Raw genomic sequence first — 14,053 nt, 5'->3', positions numbered from 1 at the left:
CCGTTGGAACTCAATCCGTTTCAATCGCGGGCCGTCACAACTCCGGGGCACCTTACAGTTCTGGCCTGTCCTGGCTCTGGCAAAACCCGCGTTCTCTCCACCCGTGCTGCACACCTGATCAACTCGAACGAGATTGGTCGGCTGTGCGCCGTCACTTTCACGCGCGATGCTGCCAATGAGCTCCGCAGTCGCATCGTTCAGTCCTGCGGCCAAGAGCACGCCCGCCGACTGGCCATTGGAACTTTCCACTCCCTCGCCCTTGAGCAAGAGCGCCGCGTCAACCATGGGAAGATGCCACGGCTAATCAATGAGGGCGAGCGACACGCAATCCTCAAAGGCTGCTGGAAGTCATTTGCCGCCAAGACCACCTATGAGGAGCTTCTCAAGGAAATCGACATAGCCAAGACTGTGATCGACGGTCACGTCTTCGAGAACCACGGCATAGAGTTGGCGTTCCGTGCCTACGAGCAGGCGCTGGCTGCTGACAACATGATGGACTTCTCAGACATTCTGCTGCGCTCGGCGCGTGGAATGCGTGATGGACACATTCCCCCACTTCCATGCAAATGGCTCCTGGTGGACGAAAGCCAGGATATGGATCTGATCCAGAAGGAATGGATTCTTTCCCACGCCGGCAACGGCACCGAAGTTACCCTCGTCGGGGATGATGACCAGAGCCTTTATTCATTTCGCATGGCGCTCGGATACAAGGGATTGGTCGCTGTTTCAACTGCACTCAATTCGGTCGAACTGACGCTGCCAGTCAACTACCGTTGCGCACCAAATATCCTGGACCACGCGGCAAAGCTCATCCGTCACAACCAGGATCGCGCCAACAAGAACATCAAGGCCCACAAAGAGGTCAACGGTGAAATCATCGTATGCCGCCTTGCAACCCGTCATGATGAAACCAAGTCCATTGGCGAGAAGCTCAACGCTTACGAGGTCCGAGGGCAGTGGGCAGTGCTTGCCCGCACCAACACGATGCTTGACTCAGTTGAAATGAGCCTCAACAGCGTCGGCATCCCGACCAAGCGCAGCGGAGGTAAGAGCTTCTGGGAACACGGTATCGGGGCAGTCGTTCTTGCCCTACTCCGATCCCTCAACGCGAATTCGTGGACAGGAGCCAGCCAGTGCTTGGCTCACTGCGGCCTTTCAATCTCTTGGCTGAGCACTTTCAATACCCAGCGTGGCGATTGCATGCACAAGCTCGGCCTGGCACTTGACTCCGCTCCTGACGACCACGCCAGGAAGAAGATACACGCGCTCCGAGAAGGCATAATTTCTTGGCGTTACCAGGCTGACATGGGTCGAGTGAATCTCGCGATATGTGGCGTCATCGACTTTGTGCGCGACAACTCCCGAGAGGGGCTTAAGAACATGCTCGACGCGGTGAAAGCCAACCTCACAGAACGCGGCGTCAAGGGCTCCCTAGCGCAGCGCCTAGAGCGCCTGCAGCGCGCTCAGGGCAAGGAAGAAGAGCAAGATCCGGAGACCGTGCACCTCATCACTCTCCACTCCTCCAAGGGGCTGGAATTCGACAACGTGTGGATCGTCGGCTGCGAAGAAGGGAATTTGCCTCACACGGACGCAACGGAAGAGGAAGAGCGCCGCCTGATGTACGTTGGGATGACTCGCGCACGGTCCCGCCTCGTCATCTCCAGCGCCATGGAAGAAGGAATGGAGTCACGCTTCATTGAGGAGGCAGGGCTTTAGATCGCCCGCCGAAGTCGTCCAATCCAATTCCTCTCAGGTAGCGATCTGGTAGCGCAAGGTTGAACCTTTGACCTGCAATGTCTTGGCGTTTTCCTCAATCAGCAAATTCAGGTCTTTGCGGTCCTTTGCGGCACCTGTCTCCAACGCGATCCTTTTGAGGTCTCCGCGATCCACGTAGCGCCAGCCTTCTTCCATTTTTATTTGTGGGCACGAAGCCAAAGCACTGAGCAACGCAGCCACCCGGCCGTCGGTGCCGGCATCCACTGTGGTTGTCGGTTGAGGACTCGCTGCTGCGGTTTTTTCAACCTCAACCGCAACGTCGCCTTTGGCCTTGACCCTTGTTTCCGCAGCGCTATCCTGTCTTGCCCTGCCGGTCCGTTCTTTGGCGTGCTTGCTAGATGTGTCAAGCTCAGCCCCTTGCGGTTTCGCGACCTTCGATTGACTTCCTAAATCTGCTCGCTTTGCATGCCCTTCCTGAGGAGCTTTCTCCTTTGATCGAATGGAGGCTTTCTCTTGCTCTGCTGCTTCGGAATGTGGCTTCAATACAGGTTCAGGATCGGCATACTCGGCCTCCTTTGAGGGTGGAGCAACCATCTTCACTGCCGGTCCACCGTGCACATCAGGCTTGTATCTCGCATGAAATAGAAGTGCGTCACCAGGCTCGGGCATTAACCTCAGCGCCTTGCAGTCCTCACCGCCAAACGTGGAGTCCACCAGCCTTACGGCCGGAGTGTCCCGGTCTACCCAGATCCATTCGTTCTTGGTGCATTCGTCCAGGATATTTTTGCCCGATAACCCATAGTTGGCAAAAGACGCAGGCCAGCGCAGCAAGACCATCTCCTCGTCGTCCACCCGGACGTCAAGACCCCACTTCTTGACCCCAGTCTTGAGATCATCGGCCAGCGCGAGGAACAACTCACCAACAGAGCCCGTGAATTTAAGCTCGGGCTCCTTCGAGTAATCCTTCTTCTTGCGAGCCTTCTTTGGCCTCGGAGCCCCGACTGGTCCAGCGTCTTCAATTGGCAATGCCGGGGTTTCCAGTTTCGGGGCAGGTCCCGCACCCTCATCCGCAGCTGTTCCCGCAGTCAACTTGATCTTGAGCCCCGAGGGCTTGGAAATCGCCAGCTTCGCTTCGGAAACTTCGCCTGCCGGCAGCTCGCGCAGACTGGGCTGTTTTTTTGCTGTCGGGTCACCAGGCTTGATGCCGAGGATCTCGCCAGTTGCCTGATCAACAATAAATTCTGCGAGCGCTGGCTTCACGATCCGCGCTGCCTCTGATTCAAGAGCCCCCTGCGACTGATGAGCCGAGATAATTGCTTCCGCAGATCCTGAGGTGTGCTGCGCCAGAGCTTCTGCATCTGGACTCGCCTGGATCTGCGGTGCACCAGCTGCAGTCTCCGCGGCTACCTGCACCTGGACAGGCGCCAGCAAATTCAGCGCGCCTCGTCCCGTCGAAGCATCCTCTTCAACAGGAGCCTCATCTTCACCGTTTCGAAGTTTGCCCGCGACCACCGGAATAGGAACCGATGAAATCAGCGTGTCGTCGCGCAGCCGAATGCAATGCAACGCGATGTTTGGAATTTTTGCCTCAAGCACTGCTGGGGCAATCTTCCAGAAGCGGTCGCCCTCCCCCTCGCGTATGAAAGCAAGCCCACGCTCCCGCAGCATGTCGAGAATGCCGTCGTGGGTGCGCGGGAACCCTGGCACGCCGTCCTCACGAACCTTGCGCGCTATCTCTTCGCCTGCTGCAGGCCACACGAGGTAGATCCCGCCCTCAATGTTCCAGACTCGCGCGCTGGGCTCATTGATCTGCCAGACGCCTTCTTTAATGAGGCGCCGCATTATGTCTGTCAGATGGCGCTCGACGGGCACCCCGACCTCATAGCCAGCCATTGCAACGCCCATCGACTTCAAGTCCCGCTCAACACTGGATTGGTCAGCTCGGATCACCAGGTCATACAGCGGGTTGGCAGCTCCCGGACTTCCGTTGAGTGCTTCCATCAGCCAAACCACCAGGTCGGTCCCGCCCTCCTCGATCCACTGCAAGGACTCTGGGCCAATGATCCTCTCAGCGATCAGGTTCGAAAGCGCAATGTGCTGCTTGCCGCGCCCAGCCTTCCAGTCGATGAAGTAAGAGTTGATCTTGGCCTGCTTGGCCCAGACGTACAGATCCTCGGTGAGCGGCTTCCAGGTCCGGTTGCGGTCACTGTTGATGATCGTTATATCGGTGGCAGGTTTGCCAACGTCATGGCACAGCCCAGCGAGAAATGCTGTGAGCTGCCAACGGGGTTCAATGGCGCGGCGTTGTGCGGGTGTCTTGCCGACATTGAGCAACATCTTGTCGGCGCCTTGTAGAGCCCCAAGAGCCACCTCCATAGAGTGTCGGAGCAGGCCCCCTGCCCCCCGGTGGTGATGGGCCTGGGAAGCTGGCACCAAATGAGCGTAGGAGGCGAAGCGGCGCAGCGCTCCCATGTAGTGCTTTTCGTACTGCTCGGCGTCGACAATGACGCTTCGCTTGTACTGGGCAAGGATCTCAGCTTGGGAAGCGAGCAGCTTTTCTGGCTCCACTACCGGCAGGCCCTTCATGAAAGGGGGGTAGCGTGGAACCTCTATTTCAAAGGCTGCGGAAAGAGGTATGGCCGCACTCGACGTGGGCGCCTTGGGAGCAAAGAGGTTTTTGATCCATTGCATGAAGCATCACTCGCCTTTGCAGTATGGGCAGCGTGACGTCAGGCTGAGTTCACGGTCGTAGATGTAACTGACTTCGCATCTGCTACATTGCATGACGGTCAGCATATTTGAGCGCACGTCTCTCAAGACGTAATAGGCGGCATTTATGTCGATGGGACCAAGCAGTGCCACGTGCGTGTTCCAGGTCGCAAGCAAAGTAGTGGGCGTTAACTCTTTGGTCTTGTGCAGCTTTTGGTGAAGCAAAACTATCGCTGACAGGTTAGACACCATCTGCACGTTGTTCACGAAGGACAATGCAGACTCAGGCAACTTGCCATTTGGTGATCTTTCCCCGTGGAGTTCTTTCCACATCTTTCGCAGTGGCTCTTGGGTGACACCAGTCAAAGCAGCGACTATCGACAGTCTGAGCTTTGCTTGAATCAAGTCCCGAGCCAGGAGCATCTGCTCCAGTTTTGCGATCACCATGACTATTGGGAAAGTTCAGCGGCCGGAGAGGGCCAGATGCGTGACACTCAGAGCCCCGGCGAGAGCCGTGGGGGCATTGAAGACCTGTTCCATCGAAGATTCATCCAGGCGCATCGTGAAAACCGTGATTGGCAATACGGATGAGAGCTTGTCGATCTCCTCCAGGCTCATTACGGCAATTCTCTTGAGCATCGGCTCTTTAAGACCAGTCACCATAGAGGCCAGGGCCTCGCTGCCGTTGCGGGCAAGATTCTGGGCATTCATGAGGAACATTCTGTTGATGGCAGCTACGTCTTTTGTTGTCACAATGGAACCTCTTCTTTTTACAACCTGTTGCGGCTAGTGTACCGTAAAGCGCTGGAAATCAACACTTTTTGCACTCTTGCAACAAAAGAACATTGCAAATAGGTACGATTGACCTTGTGGAAAACCCTAAACTAGTAACAAAAGCCATCGGAGAACGCTTACGTGAGTGGCGCCGCAGCTTGGAAAAAACGCAGGCAGAGATGGCCTCGTTGCTGGGTGTCAACATCGGTGTTCTTCGCAAGTACGAGATCGGCTTGAACGCACCAGGCGGGCTGATCCTTACCGTGGCTTGCGAAAAGGGGCTCAACGTGAGCTGGTTGCTCACAGGCAAAGGGCCGATGCTAGTGAGTCTCGTTCCTGAGCAGCGCTACAGCACCAGCGATGGCGTATTGGAAAAGCTTTGCGAATCTCTCGAAGCCCTACGTCATCTCGACCCCGAGAAGTATCTGGTTCTGTCGCGCGGCTTCATCCTGCGGAGCGTCGAAGCCGGAGAGCATGCAGCCCTAAAGCGTGCGGCAGTCATGCGGGAAGAGCTTTCCCGCGCTACCGACTTCCAAGATATTCTGACTGCGCCGATGGAGCTCGATGATGAGCTTCCCGCCCCTCCGAGCCCCGAACTGGGCTCAAAGACCTAAACAGCCTCCATCGCCTCTGTCGGCAGCATTTCAGCCATCACAGAGAAGTGATTCTGTTTGCGCCACAGGTCTACGTCCCCAATGACGTACAGGCGCTTTTTCCCACGCGATACAGCTACGTTCAGCAAGTTAGGCTTTGACGCGGCCCATGCCTTCGCCCCGTCCGACCTCGGGTCGCCGCCAAGCACCAGGATGACAACGTCGGCTTCTTTGCCCTGCGCTGTATGGATGGTCCCGACCTTGCCTTGGTCGACTTCGTAGACTCGTGCGATCCGGCGCAGTCGGGCAGCACAGTCGCGAAATGGGGAAATCATCGCAATTTGGTCACGACCTACGCCTAGGTCAAGCAATTGAGCCAGCAGGCTTTGCAAGCGCTCCCCCTCTGCATCGACCCAGTGTCCTTCGCTAGTACCGGCCTTTACATCCAGCCATGCTGTTCGGGGCCACGGTAGATCCTGATCGCCCTTCCCCGCGTACACCATCAGCCCCCCGTAAGCGACCGAATTGCTGATGTTGAACATGGTCGGTGCGCAACGACGATGTAGTCGCAGTGGGCTCCCGATCCACAGGCGGTCGCCCTCTTGCCCGAGCATTGTTCCCAACTTCGCGGAACGATCCGCCAGCGCTTGCGCCGAGTGCCAACTTGGCATCCAGTCTTCTTTGACGGCGAAGTGGCGCGCAAGCTCGGACTCCACAGCAGATTGCAGCGTGAACACGGGCTCCAACTGCAGCGGGTCACCCACGATCACAGTGCGACGCGCACGCCATATGGCGCACGCCGCATGAGGGCTCTGGGCCTGGCCCGCCTCGTCTATTAGCAAATACCCAATGGCTTCACGCTGCGCATTGGCAAACATGCGGGGGATCGAGGCAAACGTGGCTGACACCACTGGCACGACAATGCAAAGCGAATCGAGGGCAAGCGTTACCAGCTCGGAAGGGACACGCTTACCGCCCAACCAATCGCATGCGAGAGCGAGATTGGCAGTCATCTGCGCTGGGTTTGCTTCGATAAAGGCGCGATGCACGTCGAGCGCCGCCAAGAACACACCCTCACGAGAAGCCAGCCATTCATCATCACCCCAAGGGACGATATGCTCGCGCTCGCTGCTGTCCGCTTCTATGTCCAGCCAGGCCTTCCCGAACTCTTGGATGCACTCATCAAGATCATCTTCGAGGGTCTGACATTCTGCACGCTGCTGAGCGATCAGCCGATCCTGCGTTGCCTGCTTGAGGGTGTGAATGTTCTGGGTGATCCTGGACTGCGCAACTCGCACCTCCATTGCGCTCAGGTCCGATTGCTGGCGGCAACAATCCACACCTGATGCATGAAGGACAGAGGTATGGATTTGAGCTGTTGCTTGCCAGGCCACGCCCTTTTTGCCCATGCTCCACAGATTGGTTAGCAGCGACGGCTTCTCCGCATGGGCGCGGTCATATGCGTCCTGAGCCACTTGCTTGCGCTCCAGCGCTTTATCGAACTCCGAACGCATATTGTTGAGCGCGGCTTCGGCGAAAGAAAGCTCTTTCGCGGAATGCGCGAGGTCTCTGTCGAGCCCCGCTTTGGTCACTTTGGTGGCTTGGATCTGCAAGGTGGAGTCTGCAATCCGCCCTGGCAGAGCAGCGCATGCCTCGACACGCTTACGTTGGGCGCTTTCAACCTTAACGGCCATCTTGAATTTGGCGACTGCATTGACCCACCGAGTGCCTGCTGCAGCATCTCCCAGTTGGTGCTTGAGGTGATCGCGCATCGCCGGCACTGCACTCTTGGTGGCCGTCGCTTTCTCGCCCCACCAGAACCGAGATACAAAGTCTGTTCTATTGCGACGGTTACCCAGCGGCGCGGCTATCAAGCCCCATGCGTCTTTACCTGAGACAGCCTTCGCAATCTCGGGAAAGTACGTTTTCTGCGCAGCAACGCGGGTCGGAACTGCCTCGATACCTGGCAGTTCTCTGGTGACGTTTTCGACGGCACCGTTTCCCGCCGAGCTGACCACTATCGAGAATCCGTGCAGCTTAGGGTTGAGGGGGTAGAAAGGAACAGCCGTATCGCCCAGCTTGACGACAGATTTCGCACCGAATGCTTTATCACCAAGCTCGATCAGCACCATTGCTCGTCTGACGACTACCGATGCCACCACATCCCGCAACAGCGTCGTTTTTCCCGTCCCCGGAGGCCCGTTCACTGCAAAGATCCCAGCACCGTTTCCCAGCTCTGCAAACACTTCGTTCACTGCCAACTGCTGACTGAACGCAAGAGCATGGTCCGAAGGCCAGCGCCCTCGTGGCATCCTGCTTGGGGAGAGCGCTTTTGCAAGGTAGGGATTGTTTGCTGAATCGCGTACATCCACTCGCGACGGGGCCACGGTACTCTGCCCCGCGCTCATGAACTGTCGCATGCCATCGCCAATATCTCCACGCTTTATCGCAGCAGCAATCATCTTCAGGTCGGATGCGTAGAAGCTTCCGAGGCCTTCGACAAACTGGCCTTTCTCGTTGGCATTTTTGGCCCTCACCCGCGAGCCCCGGATGCGAACAAAAGCGCGGCTATCGAAAAGCTCAAGCGGAAGATGAGCTACGCCTGCAACCAGATCGACAAGCTCCCTCAGCCAAGCTACTGTCGGGCGGGTACCGGCTTCAACAAATTGCGCGACCTCATCAGCTATCCATTGGACGAGCCCCATGGAAACCCGATCAAACACGTCGAAGCCGCTTTGAGGGCACGCCGCATCGGAACCCGGCTCCGGCAGCTGAGTCTCGGACCAAGTTCCACCAGCAAGGAGGGCTTCAACATCGCCCCCATGAGCGATCAGCTGGCCGGACGCCCAGGCAGACAGAGACAAAGAGAATGATTGCGGCAAGGGCATGCCGCTTGCATCGAAGCGTATGTCGAAGACACGGGACGTTCCGCCTCTGTTTTCATCATCGTGGGTGCGCACATTGCCCATTGCCTTAAGAACGCATAGGCCTAGCTCATGCGCCTCATGGACACCGCACTGGGCTTCGTACACCCATACCGAATCCTGATCGATGGGCTTTCCGAGGTGCTTCTCATTTTCCCAGGGGAACTTTGCAAACGAGTCTGAGTTGACTCCGTAAACTGGGTTGGCCAAGTCGCTTGAGTTGACCCGGAACGCATCTTGCGGAGTCAGTGCTTCCACCGCTTGCCAGAATTCCAGCACTTTGCTTTCCTGCATGCTATTTCCCCTCGCCGTTGGACCTTTGGCGTGACGGTCTGTGGTTGCGTGCGCTCACGATCTTCTGCCCGACGACGTAGCGCTGCTCTACAAGAATCGGTGTGTATGGGCTTACGCGCAATACCGTCAATGTGTCGTAGCCAATCGGGGCCTTGCGCAAAACGAGCACTGCGCCTGCATCCTGAAAAAGGAGATACGAGCATTTCGAGCCGTACTTGGACAAGAATTGTTGTTGCTTCTCTGGAAGCAAATCAGCGGTACGCAGGTCCTTGTGTTGCAAGACATTTGTAAACCACACCCATGCGGCAGTCCACCGTGAATCAGGCAGCTTCGAAAGATCGTTTTCTGCATAGCGATCAAGTCCCTCGCTGATGCGCCCGACATATCGGTTCATTGCATGTCGACTGACAAACACTTCGTCGCCGAGGAAGTCGCAACGGAGATGGATCTTGGGGAATTGAGGTCCCAGGTGGACCGACACTTCATCTTCCACCGCGCGGGGCTCCTCATCACGCCAGCGCCCAACCTCGAAGCTGGCTTCAAAGTATTTGGTGGCTAGGAACGTCGCGCACTGAGCAACATGGGGCTTCACGGTTTTCCCGGTACCACTGACCTTGAGAGAGCCTTTCAGCAATGCTTTACGGATGGAGCCTGCAGTCACCTCAACCGTGATGCCATTGCCCATGCGATTCGACCCCTGAACATTGCGCACCTCAAGCAAGTGGTAGAGGGCCTGAAGTTCGGCGAGAGCATCCCGGTCTTCCCGGTGAGCGGAATCTACGGTCACTCGAATGGTGCCGACCAGGGGCCGCGCCGTGGCCTGCTGCTTCCAGCTCCACTTCGTGAGAAACGAACCATCCTCTTGCTCTTTCGTGAGCACTGCGAGTACCGACATTGACTATCCCTTGTTGGATTGAAATCGTTTGATCCAGTTGGTGAGGATGGCCACTGGTGAGCTTCTTGGTTTTTCAGCCTCACGGCCCTGAGCATGCGAACTCTGCATGCTGAGCGCAATCACATGCATCTTCGCATTGGCCTCACGCAGCTTTTCGAGTTCTAAGCGAACGGTGGCCAGCGTCTCCTGCGCTGACTCAGCCTCCATGGCGCCGTGTTGCGCGTCGCAGGCCGCCACGTGCTCTTGTCGAACCAGGCCGACCAGCTCCGCAAAGGAAGCCCGTTCGTCCTCGCCCATCGCTGGCAGAAGGTTGCATAGACGGGTCGTCAACTCGCGAACACGCGTTGCGCGCTGGACCCGCTCCAGGCGGCTGAGCTGTGCCACTCCAAGTATCTGGCTGAGAACGCTCGACTCCGCTGGGCCGTCGGCACCGGAGCCGTATTTTGGTTGGTCCATTTCATCTCCTGCCACTGGGGCTCAAGCCTCCGAACTGATGATTCGATTGTAATTGCATTAATTGCAATTAGCAATTGCACAGTTGCAATTATTCTTGCGTTGTCTCTACGAAACACCCTGATACTTACAGTTCAGTTTATTGACTTGACTTGAGTCTGCAAAGACAATAGGAGGGTAATTACGGAGTCAATTCCCATGTCATTCGATAACAGAGTTCTGGCTATGCGCGAGGTTTCCTCCTCGGGCGGTGCGCAGCATGTCTCCAATGAGCCTCTGAAATTCATCTCCACTGGTGGCAACGACAGAGCAGCTGTGGAGTACCTAAACAACCTGTTCTTGCGTGCAGCGCGAGAAGGCGTGAGCGACGTTCACTTCGAGGACACCGGCGCTGACTGCTTGATCCGTTTTCGCAACCGTGGAGAACTCTCGCTGATCGACGTTGTGAGCAAGACCATGTCGGACCAATTCAACGGGAAAATCCGAATGAAGTGCCGCATGTCGCTGGTTGAGCGCATGTCTTCACTCGACGGCAAGTTCTCCTTCGAAGTTGATGACCGCGTTATTGATCTCCGCGTGAGTCTTTTGCCTCTGGGTACGGGTGAATCCATCGTGTGCCGGCTCTTGGATCAGTCGGCTCACCTCATGAAGCTCGACGATCTCAAGATGCCGGAGGACATTCGTGCCGCTATCCGACACATCATCGCCCAGCCGATGGGGCTCTTTCTCGTGACCGGACCCACCGGCTCGGGCAAAACCACGACTCTGTACGGAATCTTGCAGCAGCTGCATACCGAGCAGGTCAAGATCATCACCATTGAAGATCCCATCGAATTCCGCATTCAGGGGATCGTCCAGGCTGCTACCAATCGCCAACTGACGTTCGCCAAAGCGCTCAAGTCGATGCTTCGGCAAGACCCGGACGTGATCTTGGTTGGCGAGATCCGGGACGCCGAGACCGCTGGCCTGGCCACACAAGCCGCTCTCACTGGGCACATTGTGCTGTCCACGCTGCATGCCAATTCCGCCACGATCACGCTCAATCGATTGCTCGACCTCGACGTCGATCCCAACGCGCTATCAGCTGCGCTGGCCGGATTCCTTGCTCAGCGCCTAGTGCGAACGGTCTGCCCACACTGCCGCATTCCCCAGCCAATAGACAGCTACGTCAGCAAGCAGATTCATTCCTGCGGCATGAGCCCGGAAGAAGTCAGTGCCATCGGGACGATCTACACCCACAACCCGGACGGATGCTCCAAATGCCGCGACGGTTGGTCTGGCCGAACCCCCGTTTTTGAAATCGTTGTCGCATCGCCTGAAGTTCGTCTTGCCGTAGAGCGAAGCGACTTGAAGGGACTGCGGGCAGCTGCAGCTTTGCAACCCCAATACCGAACCCTGACGCACGACGCCTACAGGCTGGTCGCTCAGGGCGTTACAACCGTTGGTGAGGCCATGGCCGTCACCGGCTCCGCAATGGTTCATTCCGTTGACGAAACTGAAGAGGAATCCCAATGAAACGCCGTCTCGCGCTCTCCCTTTTGGCGTCTGTAGCAGCGCCAAGCTTTGCGCAAGCGCTCAAGCCAAACAATGGCCCTGCCAATCCCGACGCCAAGCCGTACGACGTCCTGGAGAACCCTATCCCCGAGGACGGCAAGAAGGTCCGACTTCTTTTCACCTACGACTGCCCGTTCTGCCTGCGATATCACAACGGCCTGATCGGCTGGGGTGCCACCCTGCCCGCCTCTTTATCGTTTGAGGCATTCCCGGTCATCACCAACGGCGACAACCCCAAGCTGATCGCCGCGGTCATGGGCCGAATGATTGGCCAGGCTGTGGCTCCGAAAGCCCTCCCCGCCTTCGACTACTCCATGTACATGGCCATTCAAGGCGATGCAGAGAATGCCCTGCCGCCTCGGGCCAACCTGGACATGGATTACGTCCTGCGCGCTCTGGTTGAGGCTGGAGCCAATGCAAAGGACATTCAACAGTACGTGCGTACAAAGGGCAAGAGTATCGAAGCCCGGCTCCCTGCTCATGCCAACGTGGTCAAAAACTACAAACTCACAGCGACGCCTTCGGTCGCAATCGCTGGTCGCTACGTGATCAACCCAGACCATGTGCAGGGCAATCCCCAACACATGCTGTTGCTCATGAACGGCATCACCAGCCGCATCATTCAAGGGGATCGCCATGCGCTCTAAAACTTTCGCTGCCACCCTGTTCGCTTCCTTCCTAGCTTTCAATGTGGGCATGGCGAACGCCGGCAACATCAGTGATTTTTTCAGTGGGCCGAACGGCAAGGCCCCGAAGATCACCGCTCCAGCACCTGAAGCTTTGCCCGAATGGCTCAAGGATTCGCGCAGGCTGCAGGAGCTGCTGGGCAGCGACCCGAAGGTAAGGATCGAAAACCCCAAGGTCATCCACAAGGTTGCAAACGCCTTCCCTGGGCTCGACGCCTACGTGGTTGAGGGCACCGAGTACAACGACGACTTCCCTGACGGAAAGAAGACCCTTTACTTCTTCTATTCCGACCCGGCCCAGCAATATCTGTTCATCGGCATGGCCATTGACATGAAGCGCGGCCGAGACGTGAGCATGGACCTTGAACGGTACCTGCGCGGCCAGCTTGAAGACACCCCGGCCAAAGCCCTGCGCCCTCAAGAAATGCACAGCATCGAGCTGGCTGGAGGCAAAACCAAGGCGTCCCCCTTGACCTTTGTCGTTGACCTGGGCCCGCAGGCAGGCAAAGACAGCTTCCTGAACGTGGTTCAGCTGCACCGCTCCCTGAAGGCCGCGGGCGAGAACCCGAGGACCATCAATTTCGTCTTTGTGAGCAACGCAAAGAGCGAAACGGCAGGCGCAGCGATGGCTATCGCCTACGGCTCCCACGCTGCCAGCAAGGACGGCATCGAGCGGGCCATTGAATACGCGCGTAACGCCGAGAAAACCGCGTGGCTGCAGCCACGAAAGCTGACCGCTGACGCTGCGACCAAGCAAATGCTCGGGACCGGCATCTTCAAACTCGACAACAACAGCACGCAGGCGCTGCTGGCCAAGCTCGATACCCTGCCCCTGCTCTATGAGGGCGCCGGTGGCAAGATGACCAACGCCATGCTGCCGCTAGGCGCGTCTGAGTGGAAGAAGATGCTGCTAGCGAAGTAGTTCTTCCAGACCAAAAAAAAGCCTCATTTCCATGAGGCTTTTTTATGGGTTGACGATGGATTAGGCATGGCCGGGAGCATGGATGAACTGGATCTCTCCCCAGTGGCCCGTGGCCACGAGACTCATGGCCTCCTCTTTGACTGGATCTGGTGCGCCACCGTTGAGGCGATGGACGATGTACCAGTAGTTGATGAGCTTGGCCACGTTTTCAGGACCACTGTTGCGAATCAGCTCTGCGTTAATGGCAGAGGCTTCGCACAGGCGCTCAATGGGAAACCAGTCAAAGTGGATGATCCCACCCCCATGCCATCGCAGGTGGAGATCAGCGAAAGACACATCAGTTGGGACCGAAAAGGTCAGTTCATCACATGCGGCTAAAGACGTATTAGTAGCCGATTTCATATGTGACATTTTTGCATACGATCAAACAATTTGTATATAAGCAGTTCTACATAGCGTAATTTTTACCGCCCAAAAAAAACCGCCCCCAAGGAGCGGCAAGCCTCTTGCGAGGCGGAGGGAGTCTAAAAAAA

General features: G+C 57.0%; 12 protein-coding genes. 5 read left to right on the top strand and 7 right to left on the bottom strand.

Features of this window, described 5'->3' with window-relative positions; translation table 11 throughout:
- Positions 1 to 3: 3 nt before the first annotated feature.
- Entirely contained in the window at positions 4 to 1,716 is a 1,713-nt protein-coding gene (locus tag ACSQ3Q_RS25135; RefSeq protein ID WP_436137195.1) for an ATP-dependent helicase, read from the top strand.
- Between the two features lie 33 nt (positions 1,717 to 1,749).
- Here ACSQ3Q_RS25135 and mobH read toward each other — a convergent pair whose 3' ends face one another.
- From mobH to ACSQ3Q_RS25120, 3 genes are read right to left on the bottom strand one after another with little or no spacing between them, the layout of a single operon-like run.
- A complete protein-coding gene (gene mobH / locus ACSQ3Q_RS25130) occupies positions 1,750 to 4,407 on the bottom strand; it encodes a MobH family relaxase (RefSeq protein ID WP_436137194.1) in 2,658 nt (885 codons plus the stop codon).
- A gap of 6 nt (positions 4,408 to 4,413) precedes the next feature.
- A complete protein-coding gene (locus ACSQ3Q_RS25125) occupies positions 4,414 to 4,869 on the bottom strand; it encodes a FlhC family transcriptional regulator (protein ID WP_436137193.1) in 456 nt (151 codons plus the stop codon).
- An 18-nt stretch (positions 4,870 to 4,887) separates the two neighbouring features.
- Positions 4,888 to 5,178 (bottom strand): hypothetical protein, encoded by a 291-nt coding sequence (locus ACSQ3Q_RS25120; protein ID WP_436137192.1) that lies wholly within the window; start codon positions 5,176 to 5,178, stop codon positions 4,888 to 4,890.
- A gap of 116 nt (positions 5,179 to 5,294) precedes the next feature.
- Here ACSQ3Q_RS25120 and ACSQ3Q_RS25115 point away from each other — a divergent pair, with 116 nt between their 5' ends.
- Positions 5,295 to 5,813, top strand: coding sequence for a helix-turn-helix domain-containing protein (locus ACSQ3Q_RS25115; protein WP_436137191.1), 519 nt, complete (start codon positions 5,295 to 5,297; stop codon positions 5,811 to 5,813).
- Here the strand turns inward: ACSQ3Q_RS25115 and ACSQ3Q_RS25110 are convergent.
- From ACSQ3Q_RS25110 to ACSQ3Q_RS25100, 3 genes are read right to left on the bottom strand one after another with little or no spacing between them, the layout of a single operon-like run.
- Positions 5,810 to 9,010 carry a DEAD/DEAH box helicase gene (locus ACSQ3Q_RS25110; protein WP_436137190.1) on the bottom strand — a complete coding sequence of 1,067 codons (3,201 nt, stop codon included), beginning with the start codon at positions 9,008 to 9,010 and terminating at the stop codon, positions 5,810 to 5,812. The genes ACSQ3Q_RS25115 and ACSQ3Q_RS25110 overlap by 4 nt on opposite strands.
- 1 nt (position 9,011) lies before the next feature.
- The gene (locus tag ACSQ3Q_RS25105; RefSeq protein WP_436137189.1) at positions 9,012 to 9,905 is read right to left on the bottom strand and encodes a hypothetical protein; all 894 of its coding nucleotides are present in this window, start codon (positions 9,903 to 9,905) and stop codon (positions 9,012 to 9,014) included.
- A gap of 3 nt (positions 9,906 to 9,908) precedes the next feature.
- A complete protein-coding gene (locus tag ACSQ3Q_RS25100) occupies positions 9,909 to 10,361 on the bottom strand; it encodes a hypothetical protein (protein ID WP_436137188.1) in 453 nt (150 codons plus the stop codon).
- 195 nt (positions 10,362 to 10,556) lie between these two features.
- Between ACSQ3Q_RS25100 and ACSQ3Q_RS25095 the strand changes: the two genes are divergently transcribed.
- The 3 genes from ACSQ3Q_RS25095 to ACSQ3Q_RS25085 are packed head-to-tail and all read left to right on the top strand — an operon-like array spanning position 10,557 to position 13,520.
- Entirely contained in the window at positions 10,557 to 11,873 is a 1,317-nt protein-coding gene (locus ACSQ3Q_RS25095) for a GspE/PulE family protein (protein ID WP_436137187.1), read from the top strand.
- On the top strand, positions 11,870 to 12,559 hold the full coding sequence (locus ACSQ3Q_RS25090; RefSeq protein WP_436137186.1) for a hypothetical protein: 690 nt from the start codon (positions 11,870 to 11,872) through the stop codon (positions 12,557 to 12,559). Before ACSQ3Q_RS25095 ends, ACSQ3Q_RS25090 begins: the two co-directional genes overlap by 4 nt.
- Positions 12,549 to 13,520 carry a hypothetical protein gene (locus tag ACSQ3Q_RS25085; protein ID WP_436137185.1) on the top strand — a complete coding sequence of 324 codons (972 nt, stop codon included), beginning with the start codon at positions 12,549 to 12,551 and terminating at the stop codon, positions 13,518 to 13,520. Before ACSQ3Q_RS25090 ends, ACSQ3Q_RS25085 begins: the two co-directional genes overlap by 11 nt.
- A gap of 60 nt (positions 13,521 to 13,580) precedes the next feature.
- On the opposite strand, the gene ACSQ3Q_RS25080 is transcribed toward ACSQ3Q_RS25085, so the two are convergent.
- On the bottom strand, positions 13,581 to 13,856 hold the full coding sequence (locus ACSQ3Q_RS25080) for a hypothetical protein (RefSeq protein WP_436137184.1): 276 nt from the start codon (positions 13,854 to 13,856) through the stop codon (positions 13,581 to 13,583).
- Positions 13,857 to 14,053: the final 197 nt, after the last annotated feature.

Origin of the sequence: Acidovorax sp. LjRoot129 (genome assembly GCF_964253765.1) — a bacterium.
In the GTDB taxonomy this organism is placed as follows: Bacteria; Pseudomonadota; Gammaproteobacteria; order Burkholderiales; family Burkholderiaceae_C; genus Acidovorax.
Note: the sequence above shows the minus strand (reverse complement) of the source record. Positions and strands in the feature narration are given on the sequence as shown.